Below are 17,702 nucleotides of genomic sequence, written 5' to 3'. Positions count from 1 at the left end.
CGCCTCTTCGCGCTCTGTGCCGGAGAGACGAACGAGCCCTGGTAGGGCGACAAGGCCGCGCCGGCTCGATGCGGCCGGCCGGGAGGAGGCGCAGGCCATGGCGGACGAATTCAAGGCGATCCTGATCTCGCGCGACGAGGCCAAGGTCCAGTCCGTGGACGTGGTGACGCTGACGCCTGACGACCTGATGGACGGCGACGTCGACATCGCCGTGGAGGCGACGACCGTCAACTACAAGGACGGGCTCGCCATCACCGGCCGCTCGCCCGTGGTGCGCCGCTGGCCGATGATCCCCGGCATCGACCTCGCCGGCACCGTGATCCGTTCGCGCAACGAGGCCTGGACGCCGGGCGACCGCGTCGTCCTCAACGGCTGGGGCGTCGGCGAGGTGCATTACGGCGCCTATGCCGGCCGCGCGCGCCTGAAGGGCGAGTGGCTGGTGCCGCTGCCGCAGGCCTTCACGCCGCTGCAGGCCATGGCGATCGGCACCGCCGGCTACACGGCCATGCTCTGCGTGCTGGCGCTCGAGCGGGCGGGCCTCGTCCCGTCGCACGGGCCGGTGATCGTGACGGGGGCCGCCGGCGGCGTCGGCTCGGTCGCCGTCGCGCTCCTCGCCCGGCTCGGCTGGCACGTCGTCGCCTCGACCGGCCGGCCGCAGGAGGCGGACTATCTCAAGGGCCTCGGCGCCGCCGAGATCCTCGACCGCGCCGAACTCTCCGAGCCCGGCAAGCCGCTCGGCAAGGAGCGCTGGATCGCCGGCGTCGACGCGGTCGGCAGCCACACGCTGGCGAATGTCCTCGCCCAGACCTCGCGCGGGGGCGCGGTGGCCGCCTGCGGCCTCGCGCAGGGGATGGACCTGCCGACGAGCGTGGCGCCCTTCATCCTGCGCGGCGTCTCGCTCCTGGGCGTCGACAGCGTGATGGCGCCGCGTGCGCTGCGGCTCGAGGCCTGGGACAGGCTGGCGCGCGACCTCGACCCCGCCCGGCTGGACGCGATGACGACGCGGATCGGCTTCGACGAGATCGTCGAGACCGCGCATGCGATCGTGGACGGGCGCGTGCGCGGCCGCGTCGCGGTGGACATGGCGTGACCGGACCGGACGGCGAAGGGCGGCCCGACATCCGGCGCCCGATCTCTTCGGAGGCAGACGCGATGGCGGACTTGCGCCGGCGCGCCGGCGTCATCAAATCTTCGTCATGGGGCCTTAGAGCGCTGGGGCAAGGCTGGAGGCCCGACGCCGGAGGTTCGAGATGCTTGATGTCGTCGCGAAGGGTCGCCCCGATCTCTTCGGTCCGTTCCTGGCCCGCCTCGGTGACGCCATGAGGGACGCGCTGCCGGACCTTAACCGGCCGACGCGCTTCGGCGCCGCGCCGCTTCTCGGGCGCATCGGCTCGCTGGAGGTGCGCCTCGCCCGTTCCGTGGCCGAGGTGAAGGCCTCGCAGCGGCTGCGCTACCACGTCTTCTACGAGGAGATGGCCGCCCGCCCCTCGGCGCTCCAGCGCATGACGCATCGCGACAGCGACGCCTTCGACCGCTGGTGCGACCATCTCCTCGTCATCGACACGGCGCGGCCGGGGCAGGCCTCGGACAGGATCGTCGGCACCTACCGGCTCCTGCGGGGCGAGCGCGCGGCGCTGGCCGGCGGCTTCTACACCGCGCAGGAATTCGACATCGCGCCGCTTCTCGCCCGCCATGCCGGCATGCGCTTCCTGGAACTCGGCCGCTCCTGCGTGCTGAAGGACTATCGCGGCAAGCGCACGGTCGAGCTCCTGTGGCAGGGCATCTGGGCCTATGTCCTGGAGCACCGCATCGATGCGCTCTTCGGCTGCGCCTCGCTGGCCGGCACCGATCCCGACGCGCTCGCCCAGCCGCTCGCCTTCCTGCGCGAGAACGCCGCCGCGCCCGCGGAATGGCACGTGCGCGCGCAGGAGAATCGCGGCACGTTCCTGGACGAGGGCGTGGCCAGCGGCGATGCGCGCCGCGCGCTCGCCGCCCTGCCGCCGCTCCTGAAAGGCTATCTGCGCCTCGGCGGCTATGTCGGGGAAGGGGCGGTGGTGGACCACCAGTTCGGCACGACCGACGTCCTCGTCGTCCTGCCGCGCGAGCGCATCAACCCGCGCTATATCGGCCATTACGGCGCCGACGCCGGCCGCTTCGCCGCCTGAACCGAGCGGGGCAGGGGCCGAGATCCATATGCGACGGCGGGGCGCGCCCGACCCGTCGCCGGCCGTGCTCGCCGGTCGAAAGGGTTCAACCGCCGGACCGCCGGCCGCCCCACCGTCTTCCCGACAGGGACCGCGACCCGACGCCGGCGCTCCGCCTATTGGCCGACGCGCACGACGGAGCGGGTCTTCAGGTCCACGATGACCGGGCGCCCGTCATAATAGAAGTAAGCCAGCGAATCGTTGCCCTCGATCTTCACGAGCGAGACCGACTGCGGCACCGAATCGCCGGGGGCGGGCGGCTGCGGCAGGTGGGCATTGTCGGTCGGGTGCGAGACGGCGTAGTCGAAGACGTTCTGCGCGGCCGCGGGGCTCATCCACAGGGCCCCGGCGGCGGCGAGCGCGAAGAGCGTGGCTTTGAGGGTCCTGGGCATGGTCGGTCGTCGTCCCTTGATGCGCGGGCCGCACGACCCGAAGGAGCCCTCATAGCCCCAAGCGGATGAACGCAGCCTGACGGGCCTTAAGATGGCGCAGCCGTCGCCGCGCTGCAACGGCGCGCGCTGCAGCGCCGTTCCGCACCGCCGACGGGTCCTGCGCGCGCGGCGCGGGGCTTTCGCAAGCGCCGGCCGGCGGTTAGAGCATCGGGGCGCCGGCCCGCCCGGCGCCAGATCGAGGATTTCCGACCGCCGCCATGGACCAGGCCGCCGCTCCGACGCCGATGATGGCGCAATATATCGAGATCAAGGCGGCCAATCCCGATTGCCTCCTGTTCTATCGCATGGGCGATTTCTACGAGCTGTTCTTCGAGGACGCGGCCGAGGCCTCGCGCGCGCTCGGCATCTCGCTCACCAAGCGCGGCAAGCACCTTGGCGAAGACATCCCGATGGCCGGCGTGCCCGTCGTCTCGGCCGACGACTATCTCAACCGCCTCATCGCGCTCGGCCATCGCGTCGCCGTCTGCGAGCAGGTCGAGGACCCGGCCGAGGCGAGGAAGCGCGGCTCCAAGTCCGTCGTGCGGCGCGACGTCGTGCGCGTCGTCACCCCCGGCACGATCACCGAGGAGACGCTGCTCGAGCCCGGACGGCCGAACGAGCTGATGACGCTGGCCCGGCTCGGCGGCCAGGGGCAGGGCGCCGCCTTCGGCATCGCCGTCGCCGACCTGTCCACCGGCGACTTCCGCCTGCAGGAGACGAGCGCCGAGGCGCTGGCCGCCGACATCGCCGGCATCGACCCGGCCGAACTCGTGCTGCCCGACGCGCTCTTCCACGACGAGGCCTTCCGCCCGCTCTTCGCGCGCCTCGGGCGCCGCGCCCGGCCCGAGCCCGCCGCGCTCTTCGAGGGGGCGACGGCCGGCGAGCGGCTCTGCGACTTCTACGGCGTCTCGACGCTCGCCGGTTTCGGCGCCTTCTCGCGCGCCGAGCTTTCCGCCGCCGCCGGTCTCCTCGCCTATCTCGGCAAGACGCAGCTCGCCGCGCGCCCCGCGCTGAAGCGCCCGCGCAAGGTCGAGGCCGGCTCGGTCATGGCCATCGACCCGGCAACGCGCGCCTCGCTGGAACTGACGCGCACGCTCTCCGGCAAGCGCCAGGGCAGCCTGCTCGGCGCCATCGACCGCACGCTGACGGGCGCCGGCGCCCGGCTTCTCGCCGCCCGCCTCGCCGCACCCCTCACCGGCGTCGCCGCCATCGAGGCGCGGCTCGAAAGCGTCGCCTTCCTCGTGGCGGAGACGGCGGCGCGCACGCGCCTGCGCGCCTTCCTGAAAGGCCTGCCCGACACCGAGCGCGCCCTCTCGCGCCTGTCGCTGCAGCGCGGCGGCCCGCGCGACCTCGCCTGCCTGCGCGACGGGCTGGCGGCGGCTTTCGAGATCGAGGCGCATCTGGCCGGCCTCGACCTGCCGGCGGAGCTTGCCGCCGCGCGCGCCGGCCTTGCCGGCCTGCCGCGCGATCTCTTCGCCCTTCTCGACGGGCTCCTCTCGCCCGAGGTGCCGCCCGCCCGGCGCGACGGCGGCTTCGTGCGCGCCGGGGCCCTGCCCGCGCTCGACGAGGCGAGGACCCTGCGCGAGGATTCGCGCCGCGTCGTCGCCGAACTCCAGGCGCGCTACGCCGCCGCGACGGGCGTGCGCTCCCTCAAGATCAAGCACAACAACGTGCTCGGCTATTTCATCGAGGTGCCGGAGGCGCAGGCCGGTCCGCTGACGACGGGCGAGGCGAGGGCCACCTTCTCGCACCGCCAGACCATGGCCTCGGCCATGCGCTTCTCCAGCGTGGAACTCGCCGATCTCGAAAGCCGCATCGCCGGCGCCAGCGCCGAGGCGCTGCGCCTCGAACTCGAGGCCTTCGACGCGATGGAAAAGGCCGTGGCCGCGGCTACCGGCGCGCTTCAGGAGGGCGCCGCCGCGCTCGCCGTCCTCGACGTCTCGGCGGCTCTCGCCGATCTGGCCGTCGCCGCGCAATGGTGCGCGCCCGAGCTCGACGAAAGCGCCGCCTTCCGCATTGAGGCCGGGCGCCATCCCGTGGTGGAGGCGGCCTTGAAGGCGGGGTCGGGCGATCCCTTCGTCGCCAACGACTGCGACCTCTCCCCGCCGCCGGGCGCGCGGGACGGCGCGATCTGGCTCCTGACCGGCCCCAACATGGGCGGCAAGTCCACCTTCCTGCGCCAGAACGCGCTGATCGCCGTGCTGGCGCAGATCGGCGCCTTCGTGCCGGCGGCCCGCGCCCGGATCGGCGTCGTCGACCGCCTGTTCAGCCGCGTCGGCGCCTCGGACGATCTGGCCGAGGGGCGCTCCACCTTCATGGTCGAGATGGTCGAGACCGCGGCGATCCTCAACCAGGCCGGCCCGCGCTCGCTCGTCATCCTCGACGAGATCGGGCGCGGCACCTCCACCTATGACGGTCTGTCCATCGCCTTCGCCGCCGTCGAGCACCTGCACGAGGTCAACCGCTGCCGGGCGCTCTTCGCCACGCATTTCCACGAGATGACCGCGCTGTCCGCCAAGCTCGGCCGGCTCTCCAACGCCACGATGCGCGTGAAGGAATGGCAGGGGGAGGTGGTCTTCCTGCACGAGGTGAAGCCCGGAGTCGCCGACCGCTCCTACGGCATCCAGGTGGCGCGGCTCGCGGGGCTTCCGGCCGCCGTCGTCGCGCGCGCGCGCCATGTCCTGGCCGAGCTGGAGAAGGGCGGCTCGGGCGGGCGGCGCATCGCCGTCGTCGACGATCTGCCGCTCTTCTCCGCAGCCCTCGCCCGGGCCGAGGAGCCCAAGGCCCCGCCGGCGGCGGCAGCCCTGTGGGAAGCGCTCGGCACCGTCGATCCCGACGCTCTGACGCCGCGCGAGGCGCTGGAGGCGCTCTACCGGCTGAAGGCCGTCGCCGGGCGCTGAGCCTTGACGCAGCCGCGAGCGGGACCGTGGCCGAGGGCACACGCGGGCGCGAAGGCGTTTGCGCAGGTGCTCACAGGCTTGTGAATTTCTGATCGCGAACGAATTGTCGCGCCCCCCATTTCCTCCCCGGATGGTTGCCGTGGGCCGACCGGCGCAGGCGACCCGCAGAAGGACGAACAGCGAACTCTCCCCCTGTCATCGAAGACCAGAGATTCAGGAGCAGACAGATGCGCAAGACCCTCGCAGCCCTCGCCTTGATCGCGCTCGCGCCCCTCGCCACCAGCGCCTATGCGCAGAACTCGCAGGCCCAGGCCGAAGGCGAGCCCGTCGCCCCCGCCATGTCGGGCGTCGACACCATGTCCACCAACAGCATCTCCTCCGACATGCCCAAGATCGTCCCGCCAGAGAGCGACGACGACGGCGGCATCCTCGTGCCGGGCTCGGGCGCCGACTTCTACAAGTCGCCCTCCCAGCCGGAGAACGACGCGCAGGAGGAGGCGATCACCAACGATCAGCAGCCCAACCCGGTCGACGCGCAGTAAGACCGGCGCCGGCATTCGACATGGTCGCGCAAGAGGCCGTCCTTCGGGGCGGCCTTTTCGCGTGGCAGGTCAGGCCGCGGCAAGGCGCGCCGGCCGATCCTCGGGCCAGGCGCGCGCGGGGGCCGGCGTTTTCTCGCGCCCTGGCCGCAAATGGTCTATAGGGCCGCTTTCCGTCACGTGAGGGGCCGGGACCGATCGATGAACAAGCTGGCGGCGCCGTCTTCCCTGTCCTATCAGAGCGGGCCGAACGAGCGGCTTCTCGCGCCCCTTCTCGATGCCGAGGCGCTCAGCCGCGACCTCGAGGCGATCGCCGCCGCCGATCCGGCCGGCGGCGCCGGCCAGGAGGCGCGGGCCGCCCTTCTCGCGCGCCTCAAGCTCGCCATCCGCGACGGGCGGCGCATCGCCGAGGAACTCCTCTTTCGCGACGGCGGCGGCCTCCTGTGCGCCCAGCGCCTCGCCGCCCTGCAGGACGCGCTGATCCGCGCCGTCCACGACTATGCGCTGCGCCACGTCTGCCAGTCCTCGAACCTCTCCAGCGGCGAGCGCATCGCCATCGTCGCCGTCGGCGGCTACGGCCGCGGCACGCTGGCGCCGGGGTCCGACATCGATCTCCTCTTCCTCCTGCCCTACAAGCAGACGGCGCTGAGCGAGCAGATCGCCGAATATCTCCTCTATGTCCTGTGGGATCTCGGCTTCAAGGTGGGCCACGCCTCGCGCACGGTCGAGGAATGCATCCGGCTGGCCCGCGCCGACTTCACCATCCGCACCTCCATCCTGGAGCGCTGGCTGGTGGCGGGCGACGAGGCGCTGTTCTTCGAGCTCGGCACGCGCTTCGACGCCGAGGTCGTGGCCGGCACGAGCCAGGACTTCATCGCCGCCAAGCTCGCCGAGCGCGGCGCCCGCCACGCCAAGCTCGGCAACACGCGCTATCTCGTCGAGCCGAACGTGAAGGAGGGCAAGGGCGGCCTTCGCGACCTGCACACGATGTTCTGGATCGCCAAGTACCACTACCGCGTCAACGCGCGCGACGACCTCGTGGAGGCCGGCGTCTTCTCGCGGCGCGAGGCGCGCATCTTCGGCAAGGCGGAGGATTTCCTCTGGGCCGTGCGCTGCCACCTGCACTTCGTCACCGGCAAGGCGGAGGAGCGCCTCTCCTTCGACGTGCAGCCCGAGATCGCCAAGCGCCTCGGCTACAACACCCATCCCGGCCAGAAGGACGTGGAGCGCTTCATGCGCCACTACTTCCTGATCGCCAAGGATGTCGGCGACCTCACGCGCATCTTCTGCGCGGTCCTGGAGGAGGAGCACGCCAAGGAGGCGCCCGGCCTTCGCAATTTCGTGCGCTCGCTGCGCAGCCGCGCCAAGAAGATCCCCGGCACGATCGACTTCCACATCGACAACAACCGGATCAACGTCGCCTCGCGCACCGTCTTCCAGAAGGACCCGGTGAACTTCATCCGCATCTTCCGCCTCGCGGCGATGCACGACCTCGAATACCACCCGGACGCGCTGAAGCTCATCCGCCGCTCGCTGCGCCTCGTGGACGGCGCCCTGCGCGAGAACCGCGAGGCCAACAGCCTCTTTCTCGACGTCCTCACCGACCGGCGCAATCCCGAGCTGCATCTGCGCCGCATGAACGAAGCCGGCGTCCTCGGCCGCTTCATCCCCGAATTCGGGCGCATCGTGGCGATGATGCAGTTCAATATGTACCACCATTTCACGGTGGACGAGCATCTCCTGCGCTCGATCGCCGTTCTCTCGGAGATCGAGCAGGGGCGGCTCGGCACCGAGCTGCCGGTCTCCACCGACTTCATGGCCTCGCTGAAGGACCGCACGGTCCTCTACGTGGCGCTCCTCCTGCACGACATCGCCAAGGGCCGCCCGCAGGACCACTCGACCGCGGGCGCGGCCATCGCGCGCGAACTCTGCCCGCGCCTCGGGCTCGACGCGCGCGAGACCGAACTCGTCGCCTGGCTGGTGCAGGACCATCTCGTCATGTCGATGACGGCCCAGCAGCGCGACCTCTCCGACCGCAAGACCATCCTCGACTTCGCCGAGCATGTGCGCACGCTCGAACGCCTGCGGCTTTTGACCGTCCTGACCGTCTGCGACATCCGGGCCGTGGGCCCGGGCGTGTGGAACGGCTGGAAGGGCCAGCTCCTGCGCACGCTCTATTTCGAGACCGAGCCGACGCTGACCGGCGGCTTCACGCGCACCACGCGCCAGGAGCGGCTGGACGCGGCCAAGATGCGGCTCGGCGAGCGCCTGTCGGGCTGGGCCGAGGGCGAGCGGCAGGCCTATCTCGACCTGCACTATCCCAACTACTACCTGACCGCCTCGCTGGACGAGCAGGTGCGCCATGCCGAGTTCATCCGCGGCGCCGGCACCGGCGGCCAGCCGCTCGCCGTGGAGGTCTCGACCGACGCGTTCCAGGGGCGCACGCAGATGATGGTTCTGGCGCCCGACCATCCCCGCCTCCTGTCGATCATCACCGGCGCCTGCGCGGCGGCCGGCGCCAACATCGCCGACGCGCAGGTCTTCACCATGACCGACGGGCGCGCGCTCGACCTCCTCACCCTGAACCGCGAATTCGTCGACGACAGCGACGAGCTGCGCCGCGCCCAGCGCATCGGCGCCAGCATCGCCAAGATCCTGCGCGGCGAGGAGGCGATGCCCGACCTCATCGCCCGCCGCAAGCCGACGCGCGCGCACGAGCTCTTCACCCGCCCCCCGCGCGTCTCCATCGACAACGAGCTCTCCAACAAGTTCTCGGTCATCGAGGTCGAGGGGCTGGACCGGCCGGGCCTCCTCTCCGACCTCACGGGCGCGATCTCCGACCTCAATCTCGACATCCAGTCCGCGCACATCTCGACCTATGGCGAGAAGGTGGTCGACGTCTTCTACGTGACCGACCTCGTGGGCGCGAAGATCTCCAGCGAGGCGCGGGCCGAGCGCATCGAGCGGCGGCTGGAGGCGGTGTTCGAGAACCCGGACGGCGAGGCCTCCTCGCCCCTGCCGATGCCGGCCACGCGCGCCTTCGGCATGGCGGGCTGAGGCCCGGTGCTGTAAGCCGCGCCATCCGGGGCGGCCGGACCCCGCGCCGCTCCCTCGCCGTCGCGCCCTTCAAGGGCCGACGGCCGACCCACCGGAAACGGCACGAGAGCATTCATGGGACTACTCGCCAAGTTCGCCACCGTCGGCGGCGCGACGCTCTTCAGCCGCGTCTTCGGCTTCGGGCGCGAGATGATGATGGCCTCCGCGCTCGGCGTCGGGCCGGTGGCGGACGCGTTCAACCTCGCCTTCCGCTTCCCGAACCTCTTCCGCCGGCTCTTCGCCGAGGGCGCCTTCAACGCCGCCTTCATCCCGCTCTTCGCCCGCTCGCTGGAGGAGGACGGGGAGGGCGGCGCGCGGGACTTCGCGAGCGAGATCTTCTCCACGCTCTTCGTCGTCCTGACCGTCCTGACCATCGCGGCGATGATCTTCATGCCGAGCCTGGTGCGCACGATCATCGCGCCGGGACTCGGGGCCTGCGTCGACGATCCCTCGCTCGGCGGCAACGTCCTCTCCTGCGCGGAGCGCTTCGAGATCACGGTGCTCTTCTCGCGCATCATGTTCCCCTATCTCGCCTGCATGTCGCTGATGGCGATGGTCTCGGGCATCCTCAACGCCTTCCACCGCTTCTTCGCGGCGGCCGTGGCGCCGACCATCCTCAACATCGTGCTCATCGCCGTCCTCGCCTACGGCCTGTGGCAGGGCGCCGACACGACGCGGCTGGGCTTCCTGATGAGCTGGGGCGTTCTGGTGGCCGGCCTCGCGCAGCTCGCGACCGTGACGGTCGCCATGCGCATGGCCGGCTTCTCCGTGCAGCTGCGGCGCCCGTGCTGGACGAAGGGGCTGCGGCGCCTCCTGGTGCTCGCGGGACCGGCCGCCCTCATCGGCGGCATCACCCAGATCAATCTCTTCGTCGGCCAGGCGATCGCCTCCTTCAAGCCGGGCGCCGTCTCCACGCTGCAATATGCCGACCGGCCCTACCAGCTGCCGCTCGGCATGGTGGGCGTGGCCATCGCCGTCGTGCTCCTGCCCGAGCTTGCCCGCGCGCTGAAGGGCGGGCGCCTCGCCGAGGCGCAGCATACGCAGAACCGGAGCCTGGAATTCGCGCTCTTCCTGACGCTGCCGGCGGCCGTCGCGCTCTTCGTCATCCCCGAACCGATCATCCGCGTCATCTACGAGCGCGGCGCCTTCGAGCCGGCCGCCACGGGCCTCGTCGCCTCGGTCCTCGGGCTCTACGCGCTGGGCCTGCCGGCCTTCGTGCTCATCAAGGTCTTCTCGCCCGGCTATTTCGCCCGCGAGGACACGCGCACGCCCATGGTCGTCACGCTCCTGTCGGCCGGCGCCAACACGGTCCTCTCCGTCCTCCTGTTCTGGTGGATGGAGGAGGACGGCATCGCGCTGGCCACGACGCTCGCCGGCTGGCTGAACGCGCTGCTTCTCTTCCACGGCCTGTGGCGCAAGGGGCTCTGGGCGATCGACCGCCAGCTGATGAAGCGGGCCTCGCTCGTCCTCCTCTCCTCGCTCCTCATGGGCCTCCTCCTCCTCTACCTGAAGGATGAGTTCGGCCTGTGGATGAGCTCGGGCGCGCCGCTGCATCTGCAGGTCGCCGCGCTCGCCATCCTGATCGCGGCGGCGATGGCGACCTATTTCGGGCTCGTCTTGGCGACGGGCGCCGTCGACCGCACGATGGTGACGGGCCTCCTGAAGCGCCGGCGCGGCAAGGCCAGGCCCGCCGGCAAGCCCTGACGACCCGCCGGCGCGGCCCCGGCGCCCTATGGCGCCGGGGCTCGCGGGCCGTTCAGGCGATTCCTTCCTCGGCGAGCGCGGCCTTGACGGCCGGGCGGGCGGAGACCGCCGCCATGAAGCGCGCGACATTCGGGAAGGTCGAGACGTCGAGGCCGGCCGCCGGCGCCCAGCGCAGCACGGTGAAGGCGTAGGCGTCGGGCGCGGTGAAGGTCTCGCCCATCAGGTAGGTGCGATCCGCCAGCGCCGCGTCGAGGAAGCCGAGACGCCGCGTCAGGTGCTCGCGCTGCGCGGTCTTCGTGGCCTCCGGCGTGTTCGGCTTGAAGAAGGGGCTGAAGCCCTTGTGCAGCTCCGTCGCCACGAAGGCGAGCCATTGCTGGGCGCGGTAGCGCGCCGTCTCGCCCGCCGGCGGCATCAGGCCGCTCTGCGGCCCGGCATCGGCGATATACTGCACGACGACCGAGGCCTCCGTCAGAACCGGCCCCTCGCCGATGTCGAGCGCCGGCACGTAGCCGTTGGGGTTCACCGCCGTGTAGTCGCCGCCGTCCTGCATTTCCTTGCGGGCGAGATCCACCGGGACGAGGTCGATCGCAACGCCCGCCTCGCGCGCCACGATATGGGGCGCGAGCGAACAGGCGCCGGGCTTGTAGTAGAGCTTCATGGAAAGGGATCCTGCCGATTTCGGGGCCCGACCCCTCGCATGGCGCCTCGCGCGCTGGCAACGCGCCCGGCCGAAGACGCAGCGTTCAGCGTCGCGCGTGCCCGCCGGACGTCGGCTCGCCCGCGAGGAACGGCGCGATCGCCGCCGCCACCGCGTCGGGAAACTCCTCGTGCAGCGACAGGCGCCCCTTGGCGAGCCGCAGCGTGGCGACGCCCGGCAGGGCGGCCAGCGCCTCCATCTCGGCGCGCGACTTCGCCGGCGAGCCCTCGCCGAGGACGACGAGGATCGGCACGCCGGCGCGCCGGGCGAGATCGAGGAAGGCCTCGCGGCTCGTCACCGGATCGAGCGCGCCGGTCACGAAGCGCACCGAGGCGTGGCGGGCGCCCTTCGCCGCGGTCACGGCCCTCTTCTCGGCCATGCGGGCGCCCGACAGGAAGGCTTCGTCCTCGAAGACGTGCTCGCGCGTCATCTTGGCGATCATCGGGCCGCTGACATTGAGGCGGTAGAGCGCCTGGCCGGCGAGCGGAGCGTCGACCGCGGCGCGAAGGCGCGCGAGCCAGGGGGGGCGCCGGTCCTTCAGCATGGTCGGGAAGGGCCCGCGCCAGGTGGGCGCGACGAGGACGAGCCGCTCCACGCTGCCGGGATGCTCGGCCGCCTGGCGAAGCGCGTAGGTCGCCGCATGTCCCGCCGCGACGATGGCCTTGGGCGGGGCCGGCAGCGCGGCGAGCGCCTGTTCGAGGAAGGCGCAGAGATCGGCCGGCGCCCAGTCGGCGCGGCGCTTGGGCGCGTCGCCGAAGCCCGGCCAGTCATAGGCGAGGGTGCGGAAGCGCTGCGACAGGCGTTCGGCGAGCGGGGCCATCTCGCGGCGCGTCGAGATGGTGGAGAGGGCCGGCAGGAGAACGAGCGTCTCGCCCGAACCGCTCTCGTCGCAGTCCACCGTCTGCCGCGATCCCGCCACCGTCACCTCGATCGATCGTTGCATGGCCAAGGCCCTTTCCCAGTTCCTCCCGCCGCAGATAAGGCACGGTGTGCCGGATGAAACGGCCGAGGCCCCGACAATCGCCGTGACATGCCGCCTCGCCCGTTGCGCCCTCCTCGTCGACGATTGCGACCGCGCCATCGAACGGTCCGGGCGTGCGCTCGGCTTGGCGCTCCTGGCCGACACGCCGCTCGGCCAATTCGAGCGCTGGGCGACGAGGGGCGCGCCCGGCGGACGATTGCGTCCGCTTCCGGGGAGGCGCCCCGCCGCGAGCCCTGCGGCAGCCCGGCGGTCCTCGAAGATCCCTGGGACCATCGCCGGGATCTCGCGGAGCCCCGCCCGCCCGCTTGATCGCGATGCCCTGCTCTGCCATGAACCGGCGCCCATGATCCTCGCCGACGGGGCCCTGCCGCCTCGCCCCGGAGCCTGTCCATGTCCGCCATCACCCCCCGCGTCTTTTCCGGCGTCCAGCCCACCGGAAACCTGCATCTGGGCAACTATCTCGGCGCCATCCGCCGCTTCGTGACGCTGCAGGAGAGCCACGACTGCCTCTATTGCGTGGTGGACCTGCATTCGATCACCGCCCAGCTGGTGCACGAGGATCTCGCCGGCCAGACGCGCTCCATCACCGCCGCCTTCCTCGCCGCCGGCATCGACCCGAAGCGCCACATCGTCTTCAACCAGAGCCGCGTCTCCGGCCATGCCGAGCTCGCCTGGGTGTTCAACTGCGTGGCGCGCATCGGCTGGATGAACCGGATGACGCAGTTCAAGGAGAAGGCCGGCAAGGACCGCGAGAACGCCTCGCTCGGCCTTCTCGCCTATCCCTCGCTGATGGCCGCCGACATTCTCCTCTACCGGGCCACGCACGTGCCGGTGGGCGACGACCAGAAGCAGCACCTGGAGCTGACGCGCGACATCGCGGTGAAGTTCAACAACGACTTCGCGGCCCGCATCGAGGCGCTCGGTCTCACGACGGACCTGCCGGCCGAGGCGCCGGACGCCGCTCCCGCGCGCGGCTACTTCCCCGTGACGCAGCCGCTCATCGAGGGCGCGGCGACGCGCGTGATGAGCCTCAAGGACGGCTCGAAGAAGATGTCGAAGTCCGACCCGTCGGACCTGTCGCGCATCAACCTCACCGACGATGCGGAGGCCATCTCGCGCAAGGTGCGCAAGGCCAAGACCGATCCGGACGCCTTGCCCTCGGAAGCCGAGGGGCTGAAGGGCCGGCCGGAGGCCGACAACCTCGTCTCGATCTACGCCGCGCTCGCCGGGCGCCCCGTGGCCGAGATCCTCGCCGAGTTCGGCGGCCAGCAGTTCTCCGCCTTCAAGCCGGCGCTGGCCGATCTCGCCGTCCACGTCCTCTCGCCCATCACGGAAGAGATGCGGCGCCTGGAGGCCGATCCCGGCCATATCGACGCGGTGCTGAAGGATGGCGGCGAGCGCGCCGGCGCCATCGCCGAGGCGACGATGCGGGACGTGAAGTCCATCGTCGGCTTCCTGCACGGCTGAGGGCGACGCTCCGTCTTGCCGGAGCGTCCGCCTTTCGCCATCTTGCCGCCATGGTATCGAAACGAATTGGCCGGGATGCCGGCGGCAAGCGCAAGTTCCTCGCGATCATCGACGACACGCCCGAATGCGGCCGTGCCGCCGCCTATGCGGCGCGGCGCGCCAAGGCGAGCGGCGGCGGCTGCGTCCTCCTCTACGTGATCGCCCCCGGCGACTTCCAGCACTGGCTGGGCGTCGAGAAGATCATGCGCGCGGAGGCGGCCGAGGAGGCGCAGGCGCGCATCTCCAGGGTGGCCGAGGACCTGCGCGAGAGCGTCGGCATCGAATCCGAGCTCGTGGTGCGCGAGGGCAAGGCGATCGAGGCGATCGACGCGCTGATCGAGAACGACCGCGAGATCGCCATCCTGGTTCTGGCCGCCAGCGAATCCTCCGAAGGCCCGGGACCGCTCGTCTCCTCCGTCGCGGGCAAGGGCGCGGCCTTCCCGATCCCCGTCACCATCGTGCCCGCCTCGCTCACCGACGAGGAGATCGCCAGCCTCTGCTGACGATCGGACGGCGGGCGTTCTTGCGCGCTCCGCCCGCTGCGCCTATCTCAAGGCATGGCTGCGGGAGGCCGGCCGGCGCTGGGGCCCGGCGGGCCCGCCCGCCGGGGCGCCGACATGTCAGGCGCGGCCCGCCCCACAGACGCGATAGGATTGGCCCGATGTTCATCCAGACCGAAGCGACGCCGAACCCCGCGACGCTGAAATTCCTGCCCGGCAAGGTCGTGCTGGAAGAGGGCACGGCCGAGTTCCGCGACACGGCGGACGCCGCCGAGCGCTCGCCGCTCGCCAGCGCCCTCATGGCGGTGCCGAACGTCACGGGCGTGTTCTTCGGCTACGACTTCATCACCGTCACCCGCGAGGGCGCCGAGTGGCAGCACCTGAAGCCGGCGATCCTCGCCGTCATCATGGAACATTTCATGTCGGACCGGCCGGTCATGGCGCATCGCCACGGCGGCGTGCACGTGCCCGACGACGGCGATGAGTTCTTCGAGGAGTCACAGGCCGGCACGGTCGCGACCATCAAGGAACTCCTGGAGACGCGCGTGCGCCCGGCCGTCGCGCAGGACGGCGGCGACATCACCTTCCGCGGCTTCCGCGACGGCACGGTCTATCTCAACATGCGCGGCTCCTGCGCCGGCTGCCCGTCCTCCACGGCGACGCTGAAGCAGGGCATCCAGAACCTCCTGCGCCATTTCGTGCCCGAGGTGGAGACCGTCGAGGCGGTGGAGGCGGCCTGAGCCGCAGCTCGCCGCCACATCGCCCCGCGACGCCCGAGGCAAGGGCGCGATCCCTTGCGGCCGCGCCCGCGCAAGACGCTTGCGGCGCGCGCGCCGAGCGCCGATAGAGCCTCGCATGTCCTCTCTCGTCCTTGCCGTCGACACGGCCTTCGACCGCTGCTCGCTCGCCCTTCTCGACGCGCGTTCGGACGCGATTCTGGCGCTGCGCGAGCCGCCGATGGCCAAGGGCCATGCCGAGGCGCTGATGGGCCTTCTCGCCGAGGCGCTGGCGGAGGCCGGCGTCGCTTACGGCGATCTCGGCCGGCTGGGCGTGACGGTCGGTCCCGGCTCTTTCACCGGCGTTCGCGTCGGCGTCTCGGCCGTGCGGGCGCTGGCGCTGGCGCTCGCTATTCCCGCGGTCGGCGTCACCACGCTGGAGGCGATGGCCGCGCCCTATCGCGCGCGCGGGCGCGCCGTGCTCTCGGTGCTCGACGCCAAGCGCGGCGAGTTGCATGTGGCGCTCTATGCGAGCGAAGGCGCCTGTCTCGCGCCTCCCGCGGCGATCGCGCCGACGGCGCTGGAGGCGTTCGTCGGCGGCGCCCTCGGCAAGGGCGAGCCCTTGCTTCTCGTCGGCTCCGGCGCGTCCGTGGCATGCGAGCATCTGGGCCCCGGGCGCTGCGAGATCGGCCTCGAGGCCGCGCGCGTCGAGATCGCCGCGCTCGCGCGCCTGTGCGCCGCGCGCGCCCCGGACGGCCCGCCGCGACCGCTCTACCTGCGCTCGGCCGACGCCAAGCCGCCGGCGCCCTCCGGCCTGTTCGGGGCCGCCGGTCCGGGGGCGGCATCGTGACCCGCCGGGCCCGGCCCTTCGTAGGCCGGAAAGGATTTCTCGCTATATTGGTGTGGAGCGCCGCAAGGCGGCCGGGCGAGGCGGAGGAGCTTCTGCCGGCGAGGGGTCGCGGATATCGAGGCGCGACGGGGAGGAGAGGGAGCGATGTACTGGTATCTGCCCTTTGTCTGGACCCTGTCCTTCTGGGAAGGACTGACGGGCGGCGGCCCGCCGCAGGTCGCCCCGCTCGAGGATGCCGATCTCGACGAGGCCGCCGAGATCCATTCGCAGGCCTTCGACCGCGCCTGGACGGGCGAGGAACTGGCCGCGCTCCTGCGCCAGTCCGGCAGCTTCGGCTTCGTGGTCAAGCCGACGGGCGGCACGCGGCGGGCGCTTCTGGGCTTCGTCCTCGCGCGTCTGACGCAAGACGAGGCCGAGATCCTCACCATCGCCGTCTCAAAGGGCGCGCGCGGCCAGGGCATCGGCCGCATGCTGATGGACGCCGTGCTGCGCCATCTCCATGCCGAGCGCGCGACCTCGCTGTTCCTGGAAGTGGACGAGGAGAACATCCCCGCCCGCAAGCTCTACGCCCGGCTGCGCTTCGAGGAGGTCGGCCGGCGGCCGGCCTACTACAAGGGCAAGGACGGCCGGCGCACCAGCGCCTTCGTGCTGAAGCGGACCTTCGAGCGCTGAGAGCGCCGGTCCCTTCGGGGGGCCGCCCGTGATCGGAAAGCTGCGCGTCGCGCTGGTGGCGGCCGTCCTCGTGGCGATGACGCTTCTGCTCATGCCGCTGCAACTCCTCGCCACCCGCCGGGGCTGGCCGCTGGCCGCCCGCCTGCCGCGCCTGTGGCATCGCGTCGCCTGCCGCGTCGCGGGCCTGCGCGTCACCGTCGTCGGCGCGCCGGCGCGCGGGCGCCCGCTGCTCATCGCCGCCAACCACCAGTCCTGGGCCGACATCATGGTCATGGGCGCGGCGGCCGAGATCTCCTTCATCGCCAAGGCCGAGGTGCGCAGCTGGCCGGGCTTCGGCCTGCTCGCCCGCCTCCAGCGCACCGTCTTCGTGGAGCGCGAGGCGCGCCGGCGCACCGGGCACCAGGCTGATGCCATCGCCCGGCGCATGAGCGCGGGCGACGCGATGGTGCTCTTCGCCGAGGGCACGACCTCGAACGGCAATCTCGTCCTGCCCTTCAAGACCTCGCTCTTCGGCGCCGCGCAGGCCGCGCTCGCCCATTCGGGCGCGGACACGGTGATGGTCCAGCCCGCGGCCATCGCCTACACGCGGGCGAACGGCCTGCCGCTCGGGCGCTACGCCCGCCCGATCGCCGCCTGGCCCGGCGACGTGGCGCTCGGCCCCCATCTCCTCGCCTTCCTGAAGGAGGGCGCCATCGACGCCGAGATCCGCTTCTGCGAGCCGATGCCCTTCACCGCCGCCTCCAACCGCAAGCTCGTGGCGGCGACCGCCGAGCGGGCGGTGGCCCGGGCGCTCGCCGAGGCGCTGTCGGGCCGCGCGCCGGGGCAGGCGACCCCGACCGTCTCGCCATCCGCAAAAGACCCGACTTGCTAAGCCGCCATCCCGGCGTGATATAGAAGGAGAGGAA

15 protein-coding genes are annotated in these 17,702 nt (G+C 71.7%); 12 read left to right on the top strand and 3 right to left on the bottom strand.

All coding sequences use genetic code 11. The features are described from left to right. Positions 1 to 97 precede the first annotated feature (97 nt). Both ASG48_RS12350 and ASG48_RS12345 read left to right on the top strand, forming a co-directional pair. A complete protein-coding gene (locus tag ASG48_RS12350) occupies positions 98 to 1,090 on the top strand; it encodes an MDR family oxidoreductase (protein ID WP_055850095.1) in 993 nt (330 codons plus the stop codon). Positions 1,091 to 1,319: 229 nt separating this feature from the next. Next, entirely contained in the window at positions 1,320 to 2,165 is an 846-nt protein-coding gene (locus tag ASG48_RS12345) for a GNAT family N-acyltransferase (RefSeq protein WP_055850642.1), read from the top strand. 155 nt (positions 2,166 to 2,320) lie between these two features. Here ASG48_RS12345 and ASG48_RS12340 read toward each other — a convergent pair whose 3' ends face one another. After that, a complete protein-coding gene (locus ASG48_RS12340; protein ID WP_055850093.1) occupies positions 2,321 to 2,596 on the bottom strand; it encodes a hypothetical protein in 276 nt (91 codons plus the stop codon). A 257-nt stretch (positions 2,597 to 2,853) separates the two neighbouring features. On the opposite strand from ASG48_RS12340, the gene mutS reads away from it, so the two are divergent. The 4 genes from mutS (at position 2,854) to murJ (ending at position 10,874) form a co-directional block, all read left to right on the top strand. Then, the gene (mutS, locus tag ASG48_RS12335) at positions 2,854 to 5,535 is read left to right on the top strand and encodes a DNA mismatch repair protein MutS (RefSeq protein ID WP_055850091.1); all 2,682 of its coding nucleotides are present in this window, start codon (positions 2,854 to 2,856) and stop codon (positions 5,533 to 5,535) included. 227 nt (positions 5,536 to 5,762) lie between these two features. After that, positions 5,763 to 6,077: a hypothetical protein gene (locus ASG48_RS12330; protein ID WP_055850089.1), complete on the top strand. Its 315-nt coding sequence runs from the start codon at positions 5,763 to 5,765 to the stop codon at positions 6,075 to 6,077. Between the two features lie 198 nt (positions 6,078 to 6,275). Beyond that, positions 6,276 to 9,131: a [protein-PII] uridylyltransferase gene (locus ASG48_RS12325; protein WP_082529441.1), complete on the top strand. Its 2,856-nt coding sequence runs from the start codon at positions 6,276 to 6,278 to the stop codon at positions 9,129 to 9,131. Between the two features lie 114 nt (positions 9,132 to 9,245). Next, on the top strand, positions 9,246 to 10,874 hold the full coding sequence (murJ, locus tag ASG48_RS12320) for a murein biosynthesis integral membrane protein MurJ (RefSeq protein ID WP_055850087.1): 1,629 nt from the start codon (positions 9,246 to 9,248) through the stop codon (positions 10,872 to 10,874). Positions 10,875 to 10,926: 52 nt separating this feature from the next. Here murJ and gstA read toward each other — a convergent pair whose 3' ends face one another. Next, positions 10,927 to 11,532 carry a glutathione transferase GstA gene (gene gstA / locus ASG48_RS12315; protein WP_055850085.1) on the bottom strand — a complete coding sequence of 202 codons (606 nt, stop codon included), beginning with the start codon at positions 11,530 to 11,532 and terminating at the stop codon, positions 10,927 to 10,929. Positions 11,533 to 11,617: 85 nt separating this feature from the next. Next, positions 11,618 to 12,514 (bottom strand): alpha/beta fold hydrolase, encoded by an 897-nt coding sequence (locus ASG48_RS12310; protein WP_055850083.1) that lies wholly within the window; start codon positions 12,512 to 12,514, stop codon positions 11,618 to 11,620. Between the two features lie 429 nt (positions 12,515 to 12,943). Between ASG48_RS12310 and trpS the strand changes: the two genes are divergently transcribed. The 6 genes from trpS (at position 12,944) to ASG48_RS12280 (ending at position 17,668) form a co-directional block, all read left to right on the top strand. Further along, positions 12,944 to 14,020, top strand: a complete 1,077-nt coding sequence (trpS, locus tag ASG48_RS12305; RefSeq protein ID WP_055850081.1) for a tryptophan--tRNA ligase — start codon at positions 12,944 to 12,946, stop codon at positions 14,018 to 14,020. Positions 14,021 to 14,070: 50 nt separating this feature from the next. Beyond that, positions 14,071 to 14,562 carry a universal stress protein gene (locus tag ASG48_RS12300; protein ID WP_055850079.1) on the top strand — a complete coding sequence of 164 codons (492 nt, stop codon included), beginning with the start codon at positions 14,071 to 14,073 and terminating at the stop codon, positions 14,560 to 14,562. A 158-nt stretch (positions 14,563 to 14,720) separates the two neighbouring features. Beyond that, a complete protein-coding gene (locus ASG48_RS12295) occupies positions 14,721 to 15,299 on the top strand; it encodes a NifU family protein (protein ID WP_055850077.1) in 579 nt (192 codons plus the stop codon). Positions 15,300 to 15,414: 115 nt separating this feature from the next. Next, positions 15,415 to 16,125, top strand: a complete 711-nt coding sequence (tsaB, locus tag ASG48_RS12290) for a tRNA (adenosine(37)-N6)-threonylcarbamoyltransferase complex dimerization subunit type 1 TsaB (protein ID WP_055850076.1) — start codon at positions 15,415 to 15,417, stop codon at positions 16,123 to 16,125. Between the two features lie 144 nt (positions 16,126 to 16,269). Beyond that, positions 16,270 to 16,797, top strand: a complete 528-nt coding sequence (gene rimI, locus ASG48_RS12285) for a ribosomal protein S18-alanine N-acetyltransferase (RefSeq protein WP_055850074.1) — start codon at positions 16,270 to 16,272, stop codon at positions 16,795 to 16,797. A gap of 28 nt (positions 16,798 to 16,825) precedes the next feature. Further along, positions 16,826 to 17,668, top strand: coding sequence for a 1-acyl-sn-glycerol-3-phosphate acyltransferase (locus ASG48_RS12280; RefSeq protein WP_055850071.1), 843 nt, complete (start codon positions 16,826 to 16,828; stop codon positions 17,666 to 17,668). Positions 17,669 to 17,702 lie beyond the last annotated feature (34 nt).

Origin of the sequence: Aurantimonas sp. Leaf443, from assembly GCF_001425575.1 — a bacterium.
Taxonomy (GTDB): domain Bacteria; phylum Pseudomonadota; class Alphaproteobacteria; order Rhizobiales; family Rhizobiaceae; genus Leaf443.
Note: the sequence above shows the minus strand (reverse complement) of the source record. Positions and strands in the feature narration are given on the sequence as shown.